The sequence below is a fragment of the Pseudomonas sp. HT11 genome (assembly GCF_044875395.1).
Lineage (GTDB): Bacteria > Pseudomonadota > Gammaproteobacteria > Pseudomonadales > Pseudomonadaceae > Aquipseudomonas.
Genome location: NZ_CP173217.1, coordinates 3234742 through 3257784 on the forward strand (window position 1 = coordinate 3234742; position 23043 = coordinate 3257784).

Sequence of the window (23043 nt, forward strand, 5' to 3'; positions counted from 1 at the left end):
TCCGAGCACCGCTTTAGCGGGCATCGGGCGCCAAACCCAGAATATGACAGGACTCGCCTTCCAGGTCCGGTAAGCTGCGCTAGAGCTTGATGCTCCACCGTAACTGCCTCACCGGTCGCCCGTCCGGTCCCGAGGTGTGTTATGACCTTCCAACTCATTGCTTTGCCCGATGTACGTACGCTGGCCGCCGCCCTGCGCGCCAAGCTGTGCCGCGAGCCCGCAGGCTTTTCGCCTACCCGGGCCACGTTTGCTGCACCCTCCCCTCAAGCCAGTAAAGACCAAGCGCGTCCGGCCCCGGTGTTGGCGCACTGGCACCTGTGCCCTGCCAGCGGCCAACTGCTGCAGCACTGGGACCACGCCGACCCTCAAGACCCGCAGAGACCCCAGGTTTCCATGCTGGCTCAAGCGAGCCTGATGTTCGGACTTTACCTGAGCACTCGCAGCGCTTAACCCGGCTGGAAACAGCAACTTTCTAATTGATGTTCTGGAGTTCTTTATGAACACGTCCAGTAGTAGCCCGCTGCGCGTTAGTTAACTAACGCGCGTGTGGCGGGCGCTGTAGAAGTTATGTGAACACCTTATTTAAACCGATCGCGAAGTTTGCGGCTCGGCATGCTTTCGCTCGCCTGTCTTCAGGTAAGTACCGGGTATGTTTTGTCGAGAATTGGCGACAGGAGTACAGACAATGAGCGCCGTAAAAAACACGCCTCTGCACAAGAAAAATGGCACCGACACCGACACCAAACTGTCGATGCGCGCCGCCCGCGAAGCCCAGAACGGCCTGCAGGCCACCCTCGCCAACGTGCGAGCCACCCAGGATGGCTTGACCGAACTGGACGCCTCGGCGCGTCTGCAACGCGAAGGCTACAACGAAGTGGCCCACGACAAGCCGCCTCACGCCATCGTCCAGTTCCTGCAGGCGCTGAACAATCCCTTCATTTATGTGTTGCTGACCCTGGCGGGCATCAGCTTTGTCACCGACTATTGGCTGCCGTTGCAGGCCGGTGAAGAAGTCGACCTGACCAAAGTCATCATCATCATGACCATGGTGCTGCTCAGCAGCCTGCTGCGCTTCTGGCAGGAACACCGCTCGGCCAAATCCGCCGAAGCACTCAAAGCCATGGTGCGCACCACCGCCACTGTGCTGCGGCGTGAGCAAGTCGGCGCCCAGCCGACCCTGCGCGAAGTGCCGATGCGCGACCTTGTCGCCGGCGATATCGTGCAACTGTCGGCCGGCGACATGATCCCTGCCGATGTGCGGCTGATCGAATCCCGCGACCTGTTTATCAGCCAGGCCGTGCTGACCGGCGAAGCCTTGCCGGTCGAAAAATACGACACGCTCGGCGATGTCACGCAAAAATCCGCCTCTTCGCTGGCGGCCGACCAGGGCAACCTGCTGGACCTGCCCAACATCTGCTTCATGGGCACCAACGTGGTCAGTGGCCGCGCCAAGGCCGTGGTGGTTGCCACCGGGCCGCGCACTTACTTTGGCTCGCTGGCCAAGGCGATTGTCGGCTCGCGGGTGCAGACCGCGTTCGACCGTGGGGTCAACAGCGTCAGCTGGCTGTTGATTCGCTTCATGCTGGTGATGGTGCCGATCGTGTTCCTGCTCAATGGCTTCTCCAAAGGCGACTGGGGCGATGCATTCCTGTTCGCTCTGGCGGTGGCGGTGGGCCTGACCCCGGAAATGCTGCCGATGATCGTCAGCGCCAACCTGGCCAAGGGCGCTACCGCCATGGCCAAGCGCAAAGTGGTGGTCAAGCGCCTGAATGCGATCCAGAACTTCGGCTCGATGGACGTGCTGTGCACCGACAAGACCGGCACCCTGACCCAGGACAAGATCATCCTCGAACACCACGTCAACGCCTTTGGCCAACGTGATGATGCGGTGCTGTCCCTGGCCTGGCTGAACAGCTACCACCAAAGCGGCATGAAAAACCTGATGGACCAGGCCGTGGTGCAGTTCTCGGAACACAACCCCAAGTTCCAGCGGCCATTTGCCTATAGCAAAGTCGATGAGTTGCCGTTCGACTTCGTGCGCCGCCGCCTGTCGATCGTGGTCAAGGACGCCGCCGGCGACCAGTTGCTGGTGTGCAAAGGCGCGGTGGAAGAGATGCTGAGCATTTCCACCCACGTCATGGAAGATGGCGCTGCAGTGCCGCTGGATGATCGTCGCCGTGACGAGCTGCTGGCACTGGCCAATGACTACAACGAGGATGGCTTTCGCGTACTGGTGGTCGCCACCCGCAACATCCCCAAATCCCTGGCTCGCCAGCAGTACACCACCGCCGATGAGCGCAACCTGATCATCCAGGGCTTCCTGACCTTCCTGGATCCACCGAAGGAAACTGCGGGCCCGGCGATTGCGGCGCTGCAACAAATTGGCGTGGCGGTGAAGGTGCTGACCGGCGACAACGCGGTGGTCACCAGCAAAATCTGCCGCCAGGTCGGCCTGGAGCCTGGTCAACCACTGCTGGGCGTAGAAATCGAAGCGATGGACGACGCGACGCTGCTGCGCCGCGTGGAAGAACGCACCGTGTTTGCCAAGCTGACGCCGCTGCAGAAATCCCGGGTGCTCAAAGCGCTGCAAGCCAACGGCCACACTGTGGGCTTCCTCGGCGACGGCATCAACGATGCGCCAGCGCTGCGCGATGCCGACGTGGGCATCTCGGTGGACAGCGGCACCGACATCGCCAAGGAATCGGCCGATATCATCCTGTTGGAAAAGAGCCTGATGGTGCTGGAAGAAGGCGTGCTCAAGGGCCGCGAAACCTTCGGTAACATCATGAAGTACCTGAACATGACCGCCAGTTCCAACTTCGGCAACGTGTTCTCGGTGCTGGTGGCCAGTGCGTTCATTCCGTTCATGCCGATGCTGGCGATCCACCTGCTGCTGCAAAACCTGATGTACGACATCTCTCAGTTGGCCCTGCCGTGGGACAAGATGGACAAGGAATACCTGGCCAAACCGCGCAAGTGGGATGCGAAAAACATCGGCCGCTTCATGATCTGGATCGGGCCGACCTCGTCGATCTTCGACATCACCACCTTTGCGCTGATGTGGTACGTGTTCAGCGCCAACAGTGTGGAAATGCAGACCCTGTTCCAGTCCGGCTGGTTTATCGAGGGGCTGCTCTCGCAAACCCTGGTGGTGCACATGTTGCGCACCCGCAAGATCCCGTTCTTCCAGAGCACGGCCGCCTGGCCGGTGTTGATGATGACCGCCCTCGTCATCGGCCTGGGGATCTACGTGCCGTTCTCGCCGCTGGGCACCCTGGTCGGCCTGCAGCCGCTGCCGCTGGCGTACTTCCCATGGCTGGTCTGCACGCTGTTCGCCTACTGCTGCGTGGCCCAACTGATGAAAACGATCTACATCCGCCGCTTCAAGCAGTGGTACTGATCACCCGCCTCTGAAACGGTGGCCGTCGCCCGGCGGCCACCGTGCAACACAAGGATTCTGACTATGCGCGTGTTGATCTGTGCAGGTCGTCATTACGCCGACACCAAAAAGTCCCGCCAAGTGCTGGACGCTTACCACCGCCTGCGCCCGGTGCAGGTATTGATTCACGGCGGCAACCAATTCCTGGGCAGTGACGTTGAGGAATGGGCGCGGGAAATCGGCATCGACGTGGTGCGCTACCCGCCCAATTGGCAACGCCATGGCAAGCAGGCGGAACGCCAGCGCAACCATTTCATGCTGACCGACAGCCGCCCCGACGTGGTCATCGCCCTGCCGGGTGGTGACGACACCTCGGAGCTGGTCTGCCAGGCCAAAGCCAGCGGCATTTCGGTGCTGACCGTAGAAAGCTGAATTCAAGCGAGGTGCATCATGCACAAAAAACATACCCCTCATCGCCAAGACGGGTTTGCCAAATATCGCGCACGTCACTATCGCGGCGCTCGCCATACTCTGTTGCTGCTGCCGCCGGCCAAGCGGCGTGCACTGCAACGCAACCTTACGTTTATTGGCGTGACCCTGGGCCTTGTCCTGCTCATCGCGCTGCTTTCCAAAGCTCACGCAGCCGGTGGCGCCTATGTGGTTGATGACGGCGCGGTCAACGCCCCAGGCGAATGCAATGTGGACGCCTGGTACACCGCCAATCGGCACCAAGGCAACAGCCACAGCGAAACCTTGAACCCGGCCTGTACCTTCAATGCACTGCCCTCGGTGCAATGGAGCGCCGCATTGTCGCGCGCCAGCCAGGCCGGCGATGCCCAAACGCAGGTCAGCCCTCAAGTGAAGGCCCAGGTGTGGTCACGCGAAGACCTGGGGCTACAGCTGGCAGTATCGGCAACGTCGCATGTTGCCTTGGATCGCCAACACGCGTTCGACGGCGCGGACCTGAATGTGCCATTGACCTGGCAACCTGTCCAAGCGCTGCGCCTGAACCTGAATGGCGGCTGGACGCATGCCTACAACGGCGGCGAGCAAAACCATCGCCTGACCTGGGGCACGGGGTTCGAATATCAGCTTGCGCATGCTTTGACGCTGATCGGTGAGCGCTACGGCCAGGAAGGCGGCGACCAGGCGTGGCAGGCCGGGCCCCGCTTCCATCTAGGCGCGTTGGTGGATGTGGATGTCGTCGTCGGGCAGAGCCTGAGCGGCGAGCGCGACCAGTGGTTGACGACCGGCGCCACCCTACGTTTCTAAGCCTTGGCTTGCTGTTCCAGGTGCAGTTGCAGATCAGGATCGAGCTGCAACTGCCCTGCCAGTTCATCCAGATAGCTACGCTCGCCTTCCTGTTGATCATTGACCAGCATCACGCTGGCCAGGTAGATCTCCGACGCCACCGCCGGGTCACGCGCATACTCGGCAAAATCGGCAGCATTGAGCGGCTTGGCCACTTCGGCGTCGAGCCATTGCTGCAATTGTGGGTCATCGGTGTGGCGGCCGATTTCGGCGCTAATCATCTGCTGCTCCTGCGCGTCGATCTTGCCATCCGCCTTGGCGGCCGCAATCAATGCACGCAACAGCGCATGGCTATGGGCCTCGGCCTCAGGGCCGTCGAGCTGGTCAACCGTCTGAATGGCTTGCTGGGGTGCAGACGCCTGCTGTCGTTGCCAGGCCTGATACGCCTGAAACGCGGCCATCCCGAGGGACGCCAGTGCCGCGTAATTCATCCCGCCGGAACGCGCCTGCGTCGTACCGCCGGCGGGCGCGCCGCGCAGCAGCCCACCGAGACCACCCAACAAACCACCCAGCCCACCGCCGGCCGAGGCAGTGCCGGTGCCGGTGCTGGTACCTTTGAGCAAACCGCCCAACAGGCCGCCCAGGCCACCGCCCGAGGTGGCGCTGCCTGACTGCCCGCGCAGCAATTGTTCCAATAGATCGCTGGTATTCATGGTCTTGCCCTCCCAGGGCGCAGTGTTGGCGTTCAACAACCATAGCCCGCCGCAGCTGGAACACCATGACCGCCGGGCAGGCACGCTCTATGATGACGCCATTGCGCCGTTGAGAGAGAGAACACCCGTGAACCGTATCGAGCACATCGCGTTGATGGCCCACTACAACCAGTGGATGAACCGCAAACTCTACGACGCCGCCGGCACGCTGACGGACGCGGAGCTGGCGGCGGATCGACAGGCGTTTTTTGGCTCAATCCTCGGCACGCTGAATCACCTGGCGCTGGGGGATACCGTCTGGCTCAAACGCTTTGCCCAGCATCCAGCGGGCTTTTCGGCGCTGGCCCCCCTGAGTGCGATTGCCACACCCACCGACCTCAAGCAGCTGGCCTTTGCCGATATCCGCGCGCTGTCAGCCCATCGCGCGTGGCTGGATCAGCTCATCATCGAGTGGGCGCATAGCCTGCGCGAGTCCGACCTGGACCAGCACCTGCATTATCACAACATGCGCGGCGCGGCGAACCACAAGCCGTTCTTTGGCTTGCTGGTGCATTTTTTCAATCACCAGACCCACCACCGAGGCCAGACAACCACGCTGCTGACCCAGGCGGGCGTGGATGTAGGCGACACCGACCTGCTGGCACTGATTGACTGAACTCAGCGTGCGCTGAACGCGGCGTAGGCCTGCATCAAGCGTGGAAAGTCTTGCGGCTCAGGCAATTGCGCAAAGCTTTCGACGGCGGGCGTGGAGGCCCAGGGCAGCTTTTCGCTGGTCCAGGTTTCCATGAACGGCACGTAGTCCTGGGCGTCATCCAACAACGTCGCGCGCACATTGACGAATTCGTCGATGCCATGGGGTCGGGTAAACAGCCAGCTCATGCAATGCGGGCAGCAATAGTGACGGTCCACACCGTGCAAGCCGCCGATGACCGGGCAACCCTGGGTCACGGTAAAGCCACTGGCGGGGATCAAGGCGCTGAGGGAGAAAGCGCTTGAGGTCATTTTCCGGCAGCCGCTGCAATGGCAGGCCATGGTAATCACCGGCGGCAGGCTCACGCTGAAACGCACCCGGTTACAACGGCAACTGCCTTCCAGGGGCAACACGTCGACAGTCATCATTCATTCCTTTTTATGATTTTTGGCCCCGCAGGGTAACGTGAAGCCGTCGCGAAACAAAACCGAACGCCACGCCGCGCCCGGGGTCCAAACCCTGAGGCAGCGGGGTTAATTGCCCCGCCCTGCTCACGTGCACCTGCTGGTCTGGGATGCGCGTACCCCCATAAGAAGGAGACGCTTACATGGTCACTCACTTCAAGGTCGCCGGGCATCTAGCCTGCGGCCACCACGGCAGCAACCTCACGTCCAGCACCGAGCTGAACCGAGTCAAATGCCGCACCTGCCGCAATACCGAAGCCTACAAAGAAGCGCGCCGCACACAACGCAATGCCGCTCGCCGCTCCGCGCGCAAAACCCAGACCCACACTGCCAGCGACTGGCGCAGTGCGTGGACACAACGCCTGACCGACCTGCCCGGGTTGCAGCGCTTGCCACGCGGGTTCAGTGGGCAGCGCTTTGTCTGATCTGTTCGGGTATTGAGAAAATATTCACCAGGTTCCCGTCGGGGTCCTGCAGCAGTGCGCAAGTATTGCCCCATGGCATGATCGTCACAGGCATTACCACTTGCGTGCTGCTGACCCGCAGCAGGATAGCTTCGACCTCCTCCACCTGAAACTCCAGGATCGCCGAGCGGTTACTCGCAGCGACGGCCAACCCGTTGTTATGCAAGCGGACCAAACGCTCGTCGCTTATCGCCAGAACCACACCCTCGAAGTGAATCTCGGCAAAACCATCAGCCCGATGCCGCGGCTCGATAGTCGACAGGTTTTGATAGAACCGTATGAGCTGCTCAAACTGTTGAGTCACGATGCGAACAGATGCAAATTTCATGAGCTGACCTGACTGGAATACGCAGGCGCACTCTAATTCAGGGCTGTGTCAGATAGTGGCAGGAGCATGTCGTGGCGTGTCAAAACCCTCGCCTCGACGCCAGATTCCTCGTGTAGATCACTGATCTGGCAAGCTTTTTCAACTTTACGCGAATGCAACAAACACAACCTTCGACCTTGCATCCCAGCGCCTGGGTCTATATATTCCCAACCCTGCTGCACCGCGCTACCGCCCGAATGGCGAAACTGGTAGACGCATGGGACTTAAAATCCCCCGCTCGTAAGGGCGTCCCGGTTCGATTCCGGGTTCGGGCACCATGGATATCAAGGGCTTGCATGATGAATTTCATGCAGGCCTTTTTCTTTTTTGTTCCGCAATTTCCACACTGTTCCGCAATTCCCCTCCTCCGGCGTCCTGCCGAATGCAATTACCCTCCTGTAACCTCAATCGAACTACCCATACCTTCCCATGCTCTATCGGGAGTCGCCTGGGCCCTCCAGGCCAACCCGCAGGGAGTGGAATATGTCTGATGATCTGAAAAACCGCGGGCCTCAAGATCGTGCTCGAGTGAACACATCAGAACCTTGGGAGCTAAAGCACTGGACGAAGGAGTTTGGCGTAACAGAGCAACAGCTCAAAGACGCCGTTAAAGCTGTTGGTCCGATGGTTACTGACGTTCGTGAGAAGCTCGGCAAATAGTGTCAGACGCGCCCTGCGCTTGGCGGGGCGTGTTCAATTTCTTCGCGGTGTCTGCGGCAACCTGCAGCGCCTCACCGAAGAAGCTCCCTGCTACGCTGTTCGTCTCAGGGAGGAACGTCGATGCCACATTCAGATTTGATCCCTTCCCCGCTCTCAAAATGCTATGAAAACCAACTCGCTCTTGAGGAAACCTGATGCGCGCTTGATCTGTCGCCCCTTCATCTACTCGTAGTAGACCTTGGCGGAATATTTGTAGTCTCGTCCCAGTTTCGCGCACCATTCGGGGAAGCCGTCTATGGGATTTTCCGAATAGGCTTTCCAGTCCGCGATGAGGCGATCGAAATGCTGCACTTCAGATGTCAGATAAGCCAGCGCTTCGGGATCAGGGGCTTCTGCTATGAGTCTTCTGGCACGCTCCAGCGCTGAGGTCGCCTCGTCAACACTGCCTAAGAAGAAAGACTCGTCAAGATGATGGGTGGCATAGTCAATCCCTCCAAGCGCAAAGTCGATCAGCATCCTGCGGACAGGCATATCTTCGGGGAACCCAGAAAGTGCTCTGGTAAGCAGTTCAGGGTCACGGTTGAGCATCCCGAGCCATCGCACGGGTAAGGTTGTGACTGCATCTTCCTCCATCCATGCCTTCAACGTAGGCACCAGAAACCGGGCGGTGAGCGGCTGCGTCAGAAACTGATGGGTTTTTGAGGATCGCGAATTGGCTTCGAGAATTTCGATTGCTGCGCGACGTGCGGCGGCGCTATCAAACGAACTGGATGCGACGAGAAACCGTTCAAGTGCAGAAAATGCTTCGCGACGTAGCCCTTGTTCTCGATATCGACAATAGCTCGCAAGTGGCTTCAGGTCAGAATGTGCATCAAGGCTCTCCGCAAGCGCCAGAAGCCCTTCGAAATTATCATTGTTCCAATAATACATGACAGTAAGGCCTAAGAAATGCGGCTCCGAGAGTATGCTCGGCGAGCGGCGCGAGCAAGATGAAAGCCATGCCTCATTGAATTGATGTCGTTGCCAAATGTTTAAACTCCCGCAGCGAGCAAAATTGCTGAGCTGTGCCCGCACAACTGGATGCCATTACGCAACCAGTAACCCCCGCTCGCTACGGTCCAAAGACGTGATCACCCACCCTTTGCGCAAGCCGGGCACGAACAAGTGCTCGAAGGTCTTGCTGTTGGCGCTGGCGTCGCTCCTCGCTGATCCCCGGGTGAACTAACATCGGCTGCCCTGATTGCAAAATTGAGCCTTCTTTTCCATGGCCATTTTTTGGGCGGTTTGCACACTGTTCGACCATGCAAAGCCGCCTCTACAGCCTGTCACACCCCGAAAATAGCCTCAATTTCGATATTCAGTTCCGGGGAAAACAACTTTGAAACCTCGACCAGGGAGCTGGCAGGCAAATGCCCTTCATAGTGCTGCATCAGCACCTTGCGCAGTTCGCCGAGTTGACTGAAGTCGGTGATGAATAGCGTCACCTTCAAGAGTGCAGACATATCGGTGCCCTCTTCGGCGGCAACCGCTTTAATCTGCTCCAAAATAGCATTGGCCTGTTTTTCTAGGCTCTGCCCTTGAGCATCAGTTCCGAACGCTGTGAAGCCTGACAGGTACAGGGTATTGCCATGTTTCACCGAATGCGAATAGGGCCCCACGGCAGGAGGAAGTGCTGCGTAAGTTTTACGTTCGATATTATTGCTTGGCATATTGGCGTGTCCGAAATGTCAGTAGAACGGCCATGGGAAACGTGAGGACTAAGGGGCCTGAATTGATTCGGCCTTTAGATTAATTGTCGTAGAAATACCACATGACAGTCGCCACTGTGGCGACCCACCCGAGGGTCAGCAGTATTGAAAGACCCGCAAGCCGCTTGTCCATCGTGCCCTTTCAGTTACCAAAATGATCGAAGTCATGGCATTCCCGGCAAGCGTAGTTCACTGCGCGAAGCCTGCAACGGTGCGCACGTCGTTGCGGTACGTCCCCGCTTGGATTAATCGAACATTCCCCTCCGACCCGCTTACGGTATGAGCGCCTGTAACTCATGAGCGCGCAATTATTTAGCGCGCCTATTATCCCGATGCATTCTTTTGTATTCCTGGATTGACGTCTGCCGCCCAAGCTGCAGCCGAGAGTCACTGTGCCGCATGAACAGTCTGTCTTGTTCGCGCTCAACAAAATGACGTGGGTTGCCACGCCAATAAATCCCGGCCCTCGGAGGCCTATATGAAATTAAGATCCTTGAATATCGCGCGCAGGGCTTTCGTCTGCTTTGGGCTAATCACACTCCTGCTCATAAGCCTGGCGGGCTTCTCGTATTTGCAGATAGATCACCTACGTAATGCAGAGCAGGACATCGAGCAAAACTCCCTGCCCAGCGTTCAGGTCATTGACGACATTCAAATCGCCCTGCTCCATGCTCGCCTTGAAAGTATTCGCATGCTGTCGAGCACGACCAAGGATGTGCATGATAAATCGCTGTCGTTGGTCGAAGGCGCCATACAGACGCTCCAGTCGAAGACAGCGTTTTACCGTGATCATCTGATTTCTGGCGAGCAGGATGAAATCCAGTTTTCGAAGACAAACCAAGCTATGAATGTCTACATCGACGGTCTCAAGAACGTACTTGCCCTCGATATCTCTGACCATGATCAAGCTGTCCTTTTTGCGAACACAGAGCAGGCACAGCGAGCAAGCGCCTATCAGGAGCAGCTAACAACGCTTCGTGAGCAAAATGCGCGTCAGGCGGTGGTGTCGGGGCAAGACGCGACGGACGTATATACGCATAGCGTTAAAGTCTTGATCTTGGTTCTGGTAGTCGCATTTATCTTAACCATCGTCCTGGCGACCCTGTTCACTAAAAGCATTGTCAGCCCCATCAGCGCCTCGCTGAAGTTGGCGGAAGATATCGCGTCTGGCGACCTCACCCACGACCTTGAAGTTACAGGTTCAGACGAAGCTTCACGCTTGATGCATGCGCTCAATCGGATGCAGAAAAATCTCAGAAACACGATCTTGGAAATCTCGGGAGCGTCTGCCCAACTGAGTACCGCAGCGGTTGAAATGACCTCGATCACCGAAAGTGCCGATCGCACCCTTCAGCAGCAAAACAGCGAAATAGAGCAAGCAGCCACGGCAGTGACCGAAATGAGCGCCGCCGTCGAAGAGGTCGCCCGCAATGCCAACTCCACATCTGAAGCGGCCACGCAGTCCAGCTTGGCGGCTGATCTGGGCAATCAAAAAGTGACTGAAACGTTAACGGCCATGCGCGGACTGACGGAACTGGTCGAAGTCTCCTCAACCCAGGTGAAAGAACTCGCAGGCCAGGCTCAAGACATCACCAAAGTTCTGAGTGTGATCAGGGCGATTGCCGAGCAAACGAATCTCCTGGCGTTGAATGCAGCAATTGAAGCGGCACGTGCGGGTGAACAGGGTCGTGGTTTTGCAGTGGTGGCCGATGAGGTTCGGGCTTTGGCGCACCGCACCCAAACGTCGACCCAAGAAATCGAACAGATGATATCCACCATCCAGGCCGGTTCTTCAGCCGCAGTCGAGTTGATGCACAAGAGCACCTCTGAGGTCTACACCACGCGAGATACGGCAGAGCAAGCAGGCCAATCGCTACGCCAAATTATTGATTCCGTACTGGAAATCAACGACCGCAATATTCAGATTGCAACCGCTTCCGAGGAGCAAGCTCACGTTGCACGTGACGTAGATCGCAGTCTCATCAGCATTCGTGACCTGGCAATTCAAAGCACTGAGGGTACCCGCCAGACGTTGACTGCAAGCAATGAATTATCACGTCTAGCAGTCAACTTGAATGACTTGGTTCTCCGATTCCGGACCTAAAAGCTGGATCAAGCACAGTGCGTTCATGGCACAGAGTTACCAATCAACAGTGACACGCTCAGCTACAGACAGCAGGGGATAAAAATGGCTTCTCATGAGATTGCCTTGCACTCTGTGCTGAGCGCAGATGAACGCTCTGAAATAGCTGAACTGGAGGCCACAAGCGCTATTTTGCAGCTTGTTACGCGCCTTACAGGAATGCGATTTGCCGGGATTGCCAAATTCACGGAAAAGGACTGGATAGTTTGCTCAGTTTTCGACCCAACCCATCTAGGGATAGAGGCTGGAAATATCCTGGAGTTGGAAATCACCCTCTGCAGCGAGCTGAGAAGAAACCCCAAAGCCCTCTTCATTCCAAAAATCAGTGGCGATCGCAGATATTCAGATCGCCATGTCGTCAAGCGATACGGACTGGAAAGTTATGCAGGCGCTCCTATCTTCCTTCCTGATGGGCGACTCTTTGGTGCTTTATGCGCGCTGGACTCACGCTCAATATTGTTTGAAGATCCGGATCTTGAGGAGACTTTGGTTTTATTCGCCAAGTTAATAGGCTGCATTTTTTTCACCAACCTTGCTGCTGAACAAAAGCCAGCAAGTCCTTGTCAGGCTTCGTAGAACTAATTGATTTAATCGTCAGCGTGCAATAGCGCGAATGTATGCCTGGCAGGCCCGAATGGCAGCCCCTACGCAGCGTACCAACATACTGGACACCGCCCAGATCTAAGGAGCGAGATGGGCAGCGCTGCAAGCCTACCTTGCAGCCCCCCAACCGCCTGTCCAACCGGCAGTTGGTCAGCGATGTAGCGTTCAGCCAAGGCTCGTCTGCACCGAGCATTCCGCCAACATCGGGCCTCACAAAAACAAGAGATTTTCACGGCGCCAGGCTGACCATCCGAAAAGCCACCTCCAGGCATACGCTTAAGCATCACGTCCCAAGTTTTTAAACCGGCTGCCATACATGCGTTCTCATTTTGCTTGCTGCGTCATGCCCGTTGAAACTTGCTATCGTCCAGGTTTTTGCTGCCAAGCAGGACGGACAACGGCAGTTAATGACGTAGACTGTTAAACTCGCCTTTTCGAATTCCATGTGTGATCAGCGCAGGAGGCTTAAATGTCTGTCCTAACCCGCAACAATGTACGCGTCCATGGTTCAGGCCCTGTCACTCTAGTTTTTGCGCATGGTTTTGGGTGTGATCAGAACATGTGGAGACTCGTCGAGCCGGCATTCCGCGAGAACTTTCGGACGATTCTTTTCGACGTTGTAGGCTGTGGGAAGTCAGACCTCTCAGCCTATGAGGTTGTGAGGTACTCATCATTGAAAGGGTACGCGCAGGACATCGTGGAGATTATTGAGGAGTTTGCGGACTGCCCGGTCATATTTGTTGGGCATTCTGTCAGCGCTATGGCGGGCGTAATCGCCGCGAATAAGCGACCTGATCTATTCGGGGCGCATGTCATGGTTGGGCCTTCACCGTCGTATATCAACGATGGTGAATATTTTGGTGGTTTCAGCAGGGAGGACATCGACTCTCTTCTGGAGACGTTGGAAAGCAACTACCTCGGCTGGTCGAGCTCCATGGCCCCCGCCATCATGGGCGCGCCTGGACAGCCTCATCTTGGTGTCGAATTAACCAATAGCTTCTGCCAGACAGACCCTGATATTGCGAAGCGGTTCGCCAGGGTCACGTTCCTATCTGATAACCGCACTGACGTGGCCAAGCTACTGGCGCCGGCGCTGATTATTCAGTCATCCGACGACATCATTGCACCTGTCGAAGTAGGTCGTTACCTCAACAAGGTGATCCCGGATAATCGTCTTGAGGTGATAGAAAACGTGGGGCATTGCCCGCACCTGAGTGCTCCTGATCTATGCATCAATTCGATCCAAAGCTTCATTGCAAGCGTTCAGGGTCGAATTGCTCATGGCGGCTAATGACGACCCAGTCCCTGATGCCGACTTGCTTTACGAGCACGCTCCCTGCGCCCTCATTATCACCAGCAAGGCCGGTTTAATCCTTCGCGCAAATGCCACCTTCTGCGAATGGTTGGGATACTCCAAAGATCAGTTGGTTGGCCGACGTAAACTACAAGAGTTGCTGACTGTCGGAGGACGAATTTTCCATCAAACTCACTGGATGCCTTTGCTTGAGATGCAGCGTTCCATCTCCGAGGTAAAGCTTGAGTTTGCGACGTCTGAGGGTAAAAAATTACCGATGATTCTCAATGCAACAAGGCGGGAACACCTTGGCGGCATTTTCGATGAGGTTTGCGCTTTTGTAGTGATCGAGAGGCATCGATTCGAGCAGGAAGTGCTGATTTCCAAACGGCAAGCTGAGGAATCGCTCGAGGCTCACCTAGCTCTTCAGCGGGATTTGTCGATTGCCGATGCGAGACTGCGAGTTGCTCTAGAGTCGGCCAAGATGCACGTTTGGGACGTCGACCCGGTGACACTTGAGCGTCGTTACGATAACAGCGTCGCGCAATTGCTCGGTTACCCGTCAAACCAAGATGTTTCAGCGTCAGTTTACTCAGACCTGATAGACCCTAATGACCTTCCAAGAGAGGCCGAGTTATTTTCGGCGGCTCTTGGATCGGTAGCTCAGGAGTATCGCTGCATTTATAGATTGAACGGCGTTGACGGCGTTCAGCGCACGGTACTCTCCACTGGGCGTGCGGCATTCGACCCAAATAACAAGCTCGTTCAGTTTGTCGGTATCCTTCATGACATTACAGACGTAAAACGGGAGCAAGCAGCAGCAGAAGACCGTGCTCTATTCTCTGAGCAAATGATTGGGATAGTGAGTCACGATCTGCGTAATCCCCTATCGGTGATCTCAATGGCCACCGAGGTGCTGGAGCGGAATGATCTGTCCCCCAGGCAGCTGAAATTGGTTCGGCACACTCAGGAAGCGGCGCAAAGGGCACGCAGGCTTATCAACGATTTGTTGGATTTCACGCAGGCCAGAATAGGGCGCGGTATTGGGGTTACAAAAACGACTATCGACCTACACCTGCTGATCGCTGCGGCTGTCGAGCAGCTTCGAATCGTTTATCCCAAACGAGAGCTTCTGCATTCAACCAATGGCCAGGGTCTATGCATGGCTGACAGCGATAGGCTTACGCAGCTTGCAGGTAACCTTATATCCAATGCTGTTACATATGGAGCGGTGGATCGCCCGGTGACAGTAACCTCCTCCATTACGGAGCAAGGTTTCGAACTGGTAGTGCACAACTGGGGTATACCGATTCCTCCAGACTTCCTCGCCACGGTCTTCAGTCCGATGACTCGTGGTGTCAATCTTGCGCAAGATAGTCGCAGCGTTGGATTGGGGCTTTTCATTGTCCGCGAAATCGTGAAGGCACACGGCGGCACGGTTTCGGTTAGCTCAACCATTGAAAGTGGGACAGCATTCAAGGCTACTTTTCCGTTAAAGTAAGCCTGTGACCCCTGTTAAAAAACACTTTCGCCAGATGCAAAAAGCCCAGCGCGGGCTGGGCATTGACGGCTGTTAAGCTCCGATGCAAGAAAGCGCTGGTGCGTTCCAGCAAAGTCCGTCGGACAGACCCTTTTCTTTTTGCCCTGCGCAAATCCCCCCGCGTCCCGCCGACCGACGATCACACGCGCATCCTGATCCGCTACAATTCGTTACCCACAAACGCATCACGCTCAACTTTATAAAAAACGGTCTCTTGGGTGCGCCCGGCGACATCCTTCGTCGCGGAATGCGACAACCTCCCGCCGATTTTCTGCAGGGCCCGTTGTGAGCGAATGTTCTGAGCGCCGATATGGAACCACACGGTGTCGACCCAGCGAAATGCGTGGTCGAGCATCAGGCGCTTGAGTTCCCCATTCGCCGCCCCGCCCCATTTTTCGCGGGCTAAAAAGGTGTACCCAATCGCAACCTCACGTTTTTCTTCACTGAAGTCGTAGTACCGAGAACTGCCTATCACCGCATGGCTGGCACGGTCGATCACCACCACAACGCTCTGCGACGTTAATGCCTCGTCGAACCACTCACGAAATACCGGCGCCTGATAGCGGGTTGGACTCGGGTGCTGAGCCCAGAGCAAAGGATCGGCAGCGACGCGGTACAGGGCTTCGAAATCTGCGCTGTCCAACGGGCGCAACTCAAGCGTGTGCCCGACGATGGACGGCGGAATGGGCAGCGATTGCATCGATGTTTCTCCATAAATTCGATGTGGGCGGGTCGTGACGCGTAGGCCGTTAGCATCGCAATAATCAGCCTGTTTGCGCCAGGCCGATGAGCAGCCAGGCAAACATCACTCAGGCTTGAACACTCAAAAACCCACAATAGATTTTATATAGAATCTATTTAATAGATATTTGCAGTCATGCCTCTTCATTCTCGCTTGAGAAATTCCTTAACGAACACGACCCAACCGTCGTGCTTGACCTACGATTAAAGGCCTGATGAGGCCGAGGTGATGCGATGAGTTTGAATGACAACATTATCGGGCAACTGGGCTTCGGCACGGCGCCGCTGGGCAACATGTTCCGCGCCATTGACGAAGACGAGGCGGCCGCTAACGTCGCTGCCGCCTGGGCTCAAGGCATCCGTTTCTTTGACACAGCGCCGCTGTATGGCGCTGGCTTGTCCGAGACTCGCCTGGGCAAACAGCCCCGCGTATCCGGCGGTTGCCGCACACCGTTTGAAGGGTACGACCTACAGCGTCGCCCTGGTTGAAGGCAGTAACGAATAAACCCTATTGATCGGAGAGCGACCATGCACCCGCATAAAACCGCAATTGTGTTGATTGAATACCAGAACGACTTCACCACCCCCGGCGGAGTGTTCCATGACGCCGTCAAAGACGTCATGCACACCACCAACATGCTGGCAAACACCGCCACCACGATTGAGCAGGCACGCAAGCTGGGCGTGAAGATCATCCACTTACCGATCCAGTTTGCCGACGGCTACCCTGAGCTGACCACACGCTCCTACGGCATTCTCAAGGGCGTCGCCGACGGCAACGCCTTTCGTGCCGGCACCTGGGGCGCCGAGATCAGCGACGCGCTGACTCGCGAAGCCGCCGACATCGTGATCGAAGGCAAACGCGGGCTGGACGGGTTCGCCACCACCGGCCTGGATTTGGTCCTGCGCAACAATGGCATCCAGAACCTGGTCGTCGCAGGCTTCCTGACCAACTGCTGCGTCGAAGGCACGGTTCGATCAGGGTACGAGAAAGGCTATGACGTGGTGACCTTGACCGATTGCACCGCGACGTTCAGTGAAGAACAACAGCGCGCAGCCGAGCAGTTTACCTTGCCGATGTTTTCGCAAACGCTGAAACACACAGCGTTTCTGCAGGCGCTGAACGCCGAATGAAAAAAGGGGCGACTCAGACTGAGTCGCCCCTTTTTTTGTGCATGCGTCACTCGGTCGGCGCGTACTGCATTTCACCATTACCAAACGACCAGTCTTCGCGCTTCACATCCACCAGGCTGATCCACACGTCTTCCTTGCGCAACCCGGTCCTGGCGTGAATGCCTTCGGCGATGAATGCATAAAAGGCCTTTTTCACGTCAATGCTGCGCCCGGCGTTCCAGGTCACCTGGATAAACACAATCCTGGGCGTGTAGCTGATCCCCAGATAACCGGCCGCCGGGTACACCAGTTCATCCTTGGCATGACGGTTGATGATCTGGAATTTATCGTGCTCAGGCACGTTGGCAACGCTGGTCATCGCCGCGTACACCACCTCGCTGATCGCCGTCGCGGTGTCAGTGGAGGTGTCGGCGGCGAGGTCAATTCGGACTAAAGGCATGAACATATCCTTAACAGGGTGAGCGGCCATCCACACCGGCGGCCAGTGATACAACGCTAGTCGCCACCACAAAATTCATCAAGCGCATAATTTTCCAAAAGATGATGAGTATTTCGCATGCTACTTCAAGACTTGAAGGCCTTCGTCACCGTGGTCGACAGCGCGTCACTGACCAAGGCAGCGCAAACCCTTTGCCTGACGCAGGCTGCGGTTTCTCGTCGCATTCAGCACTTGGAAGAAGCCTTGGGCGAAGCATTGTCACGCACTGAAGTTCCGAGCTCGAACAACGCCTGCTCCTCGGCGAACTGGATGCGGCCACGCTGATGCTGCCCGCCGCCAATAGCCCGCCCGCCTCGCTGCAAGCGCAACGGATCACCACACTCGACATTCAGGTGGAACAGAGCAAGCGCACACCACTGCTGGCCCAAGGCATTGCCGACGGTTTGCGCCAGCGAGACGCAGAGGATGCGCTGCGCAAGGCTCACGCTCGAACGCCGCGTTAAGGCCGCACTCAAACCATCGGCGAATGACTGACGACCCGCAGCGCCAGGCCCTCGTAGGCATCCAGCGTGATCGTAAATTCACCCTCGGCAGTGAGGTCGCCCTCAACCCGTTCATTGATGATGTCCACCACCGGCCCCGGCGCGATATTGGGCAGGTGCAGGGTTTCGGTGATCGCGCTGTTGCTAAAGTTGAGCGCGGTAATCTGCGTGCCCTTCCCGGCCGGCAACTCGTGGACCATGATCAGCAAGCCGGGATGCTCGACGTCCGGCACCAGAATCTGCCGGCTGGCGGCGATGCCATAGGCACTGCGCACCGCGAGGATTTTTTGCAGCTGCGAGGCAAACGACTGCGGGTCCTGCAACTGCTGGTTAAGGCTGCCATACAAGGCTTTGGAGCGCGGCATTTGCCCCGCCGACAGCTCGGCCTCGGGGTTCAGGTCCACCAGGTCGTAGGCGCCGCGATGCACCCAGCGAGTATCGCCGTCGGCCATCAAATGCGCGACTTCATCGGCCGCCAACGGCAGCGCGCCAACCAGGTCCCAACCCGACAAGGCAAACACCCCGGGCTGCATGGCGTTGTACATCACCAACAACAAATGGATCTGCCGGATCTGCTCGATATCGGCCGGCGTAATCGCCTCCAGGTCACGAATACCCAGCGCTGCAGTGATGATGCTGGCGGTGGTGCAGGACACGCCGTTGGTGACGAATTTGAGGTTATACGGCGCATGTTCGCCGGTCAGGCGTTCGTACATCTGTTCGCGTATATGCTCACGCAAAATGTTGCCGGGGAAAGTCTGGCCCTGGTAGAGGTAATTGTCGTGGGCGTGCAAGGTCCAGAAATGCACCAGCTCCAGGGTCAGTTCATCGTGGTTTTGCAATGCATGAATCAGGGAGCCTGGGTCGATGCCCTGGCTGTGCATTTCGCGCAGCATCAGGCGCAGAAACTCGGTGTCGCCCATCAGCAACGCATGCTGATACGCCGGGCGCGTGATGAAGTCATAGGACAGGTCCGCGCCGCCGTGTGACATCGAGGCGATGTCATCCACCGTCAGGTTAAGCTCCTGAAAGCTGAACCCACCGGCCTTGCGAATCGCGCCGCCGAGCAACTGGTTGCCGGTAATCGACAGCGGATGGCTCTCCGACCAGGCACCGCCCTCGAGCTTGCGCTCCACCCCCAGAAAGCCGTTGGCATCCAGGCGCAGGATCTTGGCGCCCATCACGTCAATCGCATGCAGGGCGTCGCCGATGATCATTTGCTGCGCGGCGAACGAAGGGTCCAGCCAGTTCAGCGACGGCTGGCCTTCCTTGAAGTAATGCAGGTAGACCCAACGGCGCGGCTTGCCATCCACGCCGACCACCACCGGGGTAGCGCTCCAGTCGGTTTCCTTCACGCCGGGCTCAAAGAAGATCACCCGCTGCAACTGGCCGACGATGTAATGCTTGTCGCGCAGCGCATCCACCTGCACCGGACTGAGGTTCTGCGCGTCCCGGCCTTCGGCGACCTCGGGCAACATCGGCCAGTCTTCTTCGCGGATTTCCACCATGTGGTAGAGCCCGGGATAGTCCTCGTACGCCATCTCGGCCAGGCGAAAATCCGCGCCCTTGCCGGTATGGGATGGGATAACGTCGTCGATGATCACCGCATTGTGCGCAGCGGCCATGCGCGTCAGCGCCTGCAGCTGCGCCTCGGTGCCCAGCTGCGGGTCGATTTCAAAACTGATGCGGTCAAAGTTGCCGTCGATGGTCGGTGTATGCCGCGTGCCAGAGAGCCCGCCGGATTTTTTCAGTGGGCCGTTGTGAATGCCCTGGATGCCGATCTTCGACAACGCGTGCCACAGGCTTTCATCTCCCAGCGCCTCCAGCACCGTGCCGTTTTCACGGGTCACGATCGAGGCCGGGTAGGCGGTAAACCACACCGACGACAAGGCTGAAGCATCACGCGGCCGGGTATGCGCATACGGCTGCTGCCACAATCGCCCTTGCCCCGAATAGAGCTTGGCGCGCTGGCGCGCCGCGTGCAGCATCGATTGCTCAACCAGCCAGTTCACATGATCGTTGTCCGCCGCCGTCATAAGCCCGTTACCTGTGTGCGTGAAAAAGTTATCTGTAAGCATAGGAGCCGCCACGGGTGCGATTCGTTGCATTGCAATTTGCACTGTCCGTGCAGCGCAGTTCGTAGGCGTTGAATCGCGCACTGGACTTGCCGGGCGCATGAACAAAATCACGCGGCGTCATTTGTGGCCACCGGGAACCGCCATCAAGTCGCTCGCCGCGTGTGCGCTGGCAACAGCGCGGGCGCTGCTCGCGGCGAAGCTCAATGGCTCAGGTCTCACGCACGGCCTTGCGTCGCCTGCCGATACTGCCTCGGTGTAAACCCGGTCAATGCCCTGAACTGGCGGGTGAACGCGCTGTGGTCGGTGTAGCCGCATTGCAGCGCGACCTCGGTAATCGGTAGTTCGGTATGCAGCAGCCGGTGCGCGTGTTCCAGGCGCACTTTCTGGATCATCTGCCGTGGCGTCAGGTGGAAAACGCGTTTGCAGTAGCGCTCCAGCTGCGCCACGGAGATGCCGGCAATGCGCGTCAGTTCACCGAGGCTGACGCGCCGGTTGAAATGCGTGCGGATGTGCGCGTCGACAGCGGCCAGGCGCTGGTATGCCGGGTGCGTTTCGCTGGCTGACTGCAGGTCGACGGAGATGCCCGCCAGGCCGATGATCTGGTTTACATCGCTGTACAGCGGCCATTTGTGCGTCAGGCACCAGCCGGGTTCGCGCGTGCCATAGAGGTGCAGTTCCAGCTGGTCCTCAAGCACAAACCCCTGTTCCAGCACCCGCCGATCCTGTTCGGTATAGCCCGGCCCCAGTTGCGCGGGGAACACTTGCGCACTGGTCTTGCCCAGCAGCGGTTGCAGCTGCTTGAGCCCGCAGCGCTGCACCAGCGTGTGGTTGGCGAGCACGTAGCGCGCCTCGATGTCCTTGATAAAGATCGCGGCGTTGGGGATCACGTCGAGCATCGGCAACAGCTGCGCCACCCCGGCCAATAGCTGCTGCATGTCGTGGGGACGATTGGCCTGAAAAAGGCTCGCAAATGCGCTCGGCAGCATGAACTGGACTCCCCTGTTTTCGAGCAGATTGCCCCATGCCGAAGTGACTGTCGAGCGCGGCAAACTGTGCCGAATTCGTCATCCACACAGGCGCAAAACATCAATCGCCACGCCCTTGATGCGTTCAGGATAACGCCACTACCTGCCTATCCAATAACTCACAAGAAGGCGCCGCCATGTCTGCTCAAGGCAAGTTCAAGAAACAACTTTCACTGATGGACCTGACCTTTATCGGGCTGGGCGCCATCTTCGGTTCGGGCTGGCTGTTTGCGGCCAGTCACGTCTCGGCCATCGCCGGGCCGGCGGGGATTTTTTCCTGGCTGATCGGCGGTTTCGCCGTGCTGCTGCTGGGCATCGTCTATTGCGAACTCGGCGCCGCCCTGCCCCGTGCCGGTGGCGTGGTGCGTTACCCGGTGTATTCCCACGGCCCGCTGTTGGGCTACCTGATGGGCTTTATCACGCTGATTGCGTTTTCAAGCCTGGTGGCGATTGAAGTGGTCGCTTCGCGCCAATACGCGGCCGCCTGGTTTCCCGAACTGACCAAGGCCGGCTCCAGCGACCCCACCACCCTGGGCTGGCTGATGCAATTGGCGCTGTTGTGCCTGTTCTTTGTCCTTAACTACCGCAGTGTGAAGACCTTCGCCATCGCCAATAACTTGGTGAGCGTGTTCAAGTTCATCGTGCCGCTGCTGGTGATTGGCGTGCTGTTCACCTTCTTCAAACCGGCGAACTTCCAGGCCCAGGGTTTTGCCCCGTTCGGTCTGTCGGGCATCGAGATGGCGGTGTCGGCCGGCGGCGTGATTTTTGCCTATCTGGGCCTGACGCCGATCATCTCGGTGGCCAGTGAAGTGAAGAACCCGCAACGCACCATTCCGATCGCGTTGATCCTCTCCGTGCTGCTCTCGACGGCCATCTATGTGCTGCTGCAAACCGCGTTCCTCGGCGGCGTGCCGACCGAGATGCTCGCCAACGGTTGGGCGGGAATCAGCAAGGAACTCGCGCTGCCTTATCGCGATATCGCCCTGGCGCTGGGCGTGGGCTGGCTGGCGTACCTGGTGGTAGCGGACGCGGTGATCTCGCCCAGCGGCTGCGGCAATATCTACATGAATGCCACGCCGCGCGTGGTGTATGGCTGGGCGCAGACCGGCACGTTCTTCAAGATCTTCACGCGTATCGACGAGAAATCCGGCATCCCGCGCCCGGCGCTGTGGCTGACCTTTGGCCTGTCGGTGTTCTGGACCCTGCCGTTCCCCTCCTGGGAAGCGCTGATCAATGTGGTGTCGGCCGCGCTGATCCTAAGCTACGCCGTCGCCCCGGTGACCGTCGCCGCGCTGCGCCGCAATGCACCGGGCATGCCACGGCCGTTTCGGGTCAAGGGCATGGCGGTACTCGGCCCGCTGTCGTTCATCATCGCCGCGCTGATTGTGTACTGGTCTGGCTGGAGCACCGTGTCATGGCTGCTCGGCCTGCAAATCCTCATGTTTGGGGTGTACCTGCTGTGCGCACGCTGGGTGCCGACCGCGCACCTGAACATCAAGCAACAAGTGCGCTCATCGGCGTGGCTGATCGGCTTTTACGCGGTGACCCTCCTGCTCTCCAAACTCGGCAGTTTTGGTGGCCTCGGCGTGCTCAGCCACCCGTTTGACACGCTGATCGTCGCGGCCTGCGCCTTGGGCATTTATTACTGGGGCGCGGCCACCGGCGTGCCTGCCCACCTCGTGCGCCTGGAACACGAAGACGACGAAAGCGAAGTCGCCAACGAGCCCCGGCACAGCGCGCTTTTGTCCCCGGCTACCCACTGAATGG

The 23043-nt window shown here is 58.0% G+C and carries 23 protein-coding genes, 1 tRNA gene and 3 pseudogenes; 18 read left to right on the plus strand and 9 right to left on the minus strand.

Annotation, left to right across the window (positions count from 1 at the left end; genetic code table 11):
• Window positions 1-141: 141 nt before the first annotated feature.
• The 4 genes from ABWL43_RS14835 (at window position 142) to ABWL43_RS14850 (ending at window position 4651) form a co-directional block, all read left to right on the plus strand.
• A complete protein-coding gene (locus ABWL43_RS14835; RefSeq protein ID WP_242196468.1) occupies window positions 142-450 on the plus strand; it encodes a hypothetical protein in 309 nt (102 codons plus the stop codon).
• Between the two features lie 235 nt (window positions 451-685).
• The gene (mgtA, locus tag ABWL43_RS14840) at window positions 686-3400 is read left to right on the plus strand and encodes a magnesium-translocating P-type ATPase (RefSeq protein WP_404482940.1); all 2715 of its coding nucleotides are present in this window, start codon (window positions 686-688) and stop codon (window positions 3398-3400) included.
• Window positions 3401-3463: 63 nt separating this feature from the next.
• Window positions 3464-3811: a DUF2493 domain-containing protein gene (locus ABWL43_RS14845; protein ID WP_106579131.1), complete on the plus strand. Its 348-nt coding sequence runs from the start codon at window positions 3464-3466 to the stop codon at window positions 3809-3811.
• Window positions 3812-3829: 18 nt separating this feature from the next.
• Window positions 3830-4651: a hypothetical protein gene (locus ABWL43_RS14850; RefSeq protein WP_404482941.1), complete on the plus strand. Its 822-nt coding sequence runs from the start codon at window positions 3830-3832 to the stop codon at window positions 4649-4651.
• On the opposite strand, the gene ABWL43_RS14855 is transcribed toward ABWL43_RS14850, so the two are convergent.
• Complete coding sequence (locus ABWL43_RS14855) at window positions 4648-5343, minus strand: tellurite resistance TerB family protein (protein ID WP_404482942.1); 696 nt, start codon at window positions 5341-5343, stop codon at window positions 4648-4650. The two genes, ABWL43_RS14850 and ABWL43_RS14855, sit on opposite strands and share 4 nt — an antisense overlap.
• 127 nt (window positions 5344-5470) lie before the next feature.
• On the opposite strand from ABWL43_RS14855, the gene ABWL43_RS14860 reads away from it, so the two are divergent.
• Window positions 5471-5998 carry a DinB family protein gene (locus ABWL43_RS14860; RefSeq protein ID WP_404488417.1) on the plus strand — a complete coding sequence of 176 codons (528 nt, stop codon included), beginning with the start codon at window positions 5471-5473 and terminating at the stop codon, window positions 5996-5998.
• Window positions 5999-6000: 2 nt separating this feature from the next.
• On the opposite strand, the gene ABWL43_RS14865 is transcribed toward ABWL43_RS14860, so the two are convergent.
• Window positions 6001-6459, minus strand: coding sequence for a GFA family protein (locus ABWL43_RS14865; protein ID WP_404482943.1), 459 nt, complete (start codon window positions 6457-6459; stop codon window positions 6001-6003).
• 182 nt (window positions 6460-6641) lie between these two features.
• On the opposite strand from ABWL43_RS14865, the gene ABWL43_RS14870 reads away from it, so the two are divergent.
• Window positions 6642-6923, plus strand: coding sequence for a hypothetical protein (locus ABWL43_RS14870; protein WP_145160938.1), 282 nt, complete (start codon window positions 6642-6644; stop codon window positions 6921-6923).
• Here the strand turns inward: ABWL43_RS14870 and ABWL43_RS14875 are convergent.
• Window positions 6901-7290, minus strand: a complete 390-nt coding sequence (locus tag ABWL43_RS14875; RefSeq protein WP_145160940.1) for a glyoxalase/bleomycin resistance/extradiol dioxygenase family protein — start codon at window positions 7288-7290, stop codon at window positions 6901-6903. The two genes, ABWL43_RS14870 and ABWL43_RS14875, sit on opposite strands and share 23 nt — an antisense overlap.
• A 230-nt stretch (window positions 7291-7520) precedes the next feature.
• On the opposite strand from ABWL43_RS14875, the gene ABWL43_RS14880 reads away from it, so the two are divergent.
• Window positions 7521-7607 (plus strand) — tRNA-Leu (locus ABWL43_RS14880).
• 205 nt (window positions 7608-7812) lie between these two features.
• On the plus strand, window positions 7813-7989 hold the full coding sequence (locus ABWL43_RS14885; protein ID WP_145160942.1) for a DUF3606 domain-containing protein: 177 nt from the start codon (window positions 7813-7815) through the stop codon (window positions 7987-7989).
• A 222-nt stretch (window positions 7990-8211) separates the two neighbouring features.
• Here ABWL43_RS14885 and ABWL43_RS14890 read toward each other — a convergent pair whose 3' ends face one another.
• Both ABWL43_RS14890 and ABWL43_RS14895 read right to left on the minus strand, forming a co-directional pair.
• Window positions 8212-8919 carry a hypothetical protein gene (locus ABWL43_RS14890; RefSeq protein WP_404482944.1) on the minus strand — a complete coding sequence of 236 codons (708 nt, stop codon included), beginning with the start codon at window positions 8917-8919 and terminating at the stop codon, window positions 8212-8214.
• Between the two features lie 395 nt (window positions 8920-9314).
• A complete protein-coding gene (locus tag ABWL43_RS14895) occupies window positions 9315-9698 on the minus strand; it encodes a RidA family protein (RefSeq protein ID WP_242196449.1) in 384 nt (127 codons plus the stop codon).
• A 517-nt stretch (window positions 9699-10215) separates the two neighbouring features.
• On the opposite strand from ABWL43_RS14895, the pseudogene ABWL43_RS14900 reads away from it, so the two are divergent.
• The 5 genes and pseudogenes from ABWL43_RS14900 to ABWL43_RS14920 form a co-directional block, all read left to right on the plus strand.
• Window positions 10216-10935 (plus strand): annotated as a pseudogene (locus tag ABWL43_RS14900) (MCP four helix bundle domain-containing protein); the annotation flags it as partial.
• A 306-nt stretch (window positions 10936-11241) separates the two neighbouring features.
• Window positions 11242-11841 (plus strand): annotated as a pseudogene (locus ABWL43_RS14905) (methyl-accepting chemotaxis protein); the annotation flags it as partial.
• An 84-nt stretch (window positions 11842-11925) separates the two neighbouring features.
• A complete protein-coding gene (locus tag ABWL43_RS14910) occupies window positions 11926-12456 on the plus strand; it encodes a GAF domain-containing protein (protein WP_145160951.1) in 531 nt (176 codons plus the stop codon).
• Window positions 12457-12952: 496 nt separating this feature from the next.
• Window positions 12953-13774 (plus strand): alpha/beta fold hydrolase, encoded by an 822-nt coding sequence (locus tag ABWL43_RS14915; RefSeq protein WP_369302931.1) that lies wholly within the window; start codon window positions 12953-12955, stop codon window positions 13772-13774.
• Window positions 13764-15278: an ATP-binding protein gene (locus tag ABWL43_RS14920; RefSeq protein ID WP_404482945.1), complete on the plus strand. Its 1515-nt coding sequence runs from the start codon at window positions 13764-13766 to the stop codon at window positions 15276-15278. Before ABWL43_RS14915 ends, ABWL43_RS14920 begins: the two co-directional genes overlap by 11 nt.
• Before the next feature lie 199 nt (window positions 15279-15477).
• Here ABWL43_RS14920 and ABWL43_RS14925 read toward each other — a convergent pair whose 3' ends face one another.
• Window positions 15478-16017, minus strand: a complete 540-nt coding sequence (locus ABWL43_RS14925; protein WP_404482946.1) for a GNAT family N-acetyltransferase — start codon at window positions 16015-16017, stop codon at window positions 15478-15480.
• A gap of 275 nt (window positions 16018-16292) precedes the next feature.
• On the opposite strand from ABWL43_RS14925, the pseudogene ABWL43_RS14930 reads away from it, so the two are divergent.
• A pseudogene (locus ABWL43_RS14930) lies at window positions 16293-16478 on the plus strand (aldo/keto reductase); the annotation flags it as partial.
• Window positions 16479-16586: 108 nt separating this feature from the next.
• The gene (locus tag ABWL43_RS14935) at window positions 16587-17192 is read left to right on the plus strand and encodes a cysteine hydrolase family protein (RefSeq protein WP_404482947.1); all 606 of its coding nucleotides are present in this window, start codon (window positions 16587-16589) and stop codon (window positions 17190-17192) included.
• A gap of 46 nt (window positions 17193-17238) precedes the next feature.
• On the opposite strand, the gene ABWL43_RS14940 is transcribed toward ABWL43_RS14935, so the two are convergent.
• Window positions 17239-17631 carry a tautomerase family protein gene (locus ABWL43_RS14940; RefSeq protein ID WP_369302935.1) on the minus strand — a complete coding sequence of 131 codons (393 nt, stop codon included), beginning with the start codon at window positions 17629-17631 and terminating at the stop codon, window positions 17239-17241.
• A gap of 117 nt (window positions 17632-17748) precedes the next feature.
• Between ABWL43_RS14940 and ABWL43_RS14945 the strand changes: the two genes are divergently transcribed.
• Together ABWL43_RS14945 and ABWL43_RS14950 are read left to right on the plus strand one after the other, a co-directional pair.
• A complete protein-coding gene (locus ABWL43_RS14945) occupies window positions 17749-17955 on the plus strand; it encodes a LysR family transcriptional regulator (RefSeq protein WP_404482948.1) in 207 nt (68 codons plus the stop codon).
• Window positions 17955-18134, plus strand: a complete 180-nt coding sequence (locus ABWL43_RS14950; RefSeq protein WP_404482949.1) for a hypothetical protein — start codon at window positions 17955-17957, stop codon at window positions 18132-18134. The genes ABWL43_RS14945 and ABWL43_RS14950 overlap by 1 nt, the downstream gene beginning before the upstream one ends.
• Before the next feature lie 8 nt (window positions 18135-18142).
• Here ABWL43_RS14950 and treS read toward each other — a convergent pair whose 3' ends face one another.
• Complete coding sequence (treS, locus tag ABWL43_RS14955; protein ID WP_404482950.1) at window positions 18143-20209, minus strand: maltose alpha-D-glucosyltransferase; 2067 nt, start codon at window positions 20207-20209, stop codon at window positions 18143-18145.
• Window positions 20210-20466: 257 nt separating this feature from the next.
• The gene (locus ABWL43_RS14960) at window positions 20467-21237 is read right to left on the minus strand and encodes an AraC family transcriptional regulator (RefSeq protein WP_262210809.1); all 771 of its coding nucleotides are present in this window, start codon (window positions 21235-21237) and stop codon (window positions 20467-20469) included.
• A 176-nt stretch (window positions 21238-21413) separates the two neighbouring features.
• On the opposite strand from ABWL43_RS14960, the gene ABWL43_RS14965 reads away from it, so the two are divergent.
• Window positions 21414-23039: an APC family permease gene (locus tag ABWL43_RS14965; protein ID WP_404482951.1), complete on the plus strand. Its 1626-nt coding sequence runs from the start codon at window positions 21414-21416 to the stop codon at window positions 23037-23039.
• Window positions 23040-23043 lie beyond the last annotated feature (4 nt).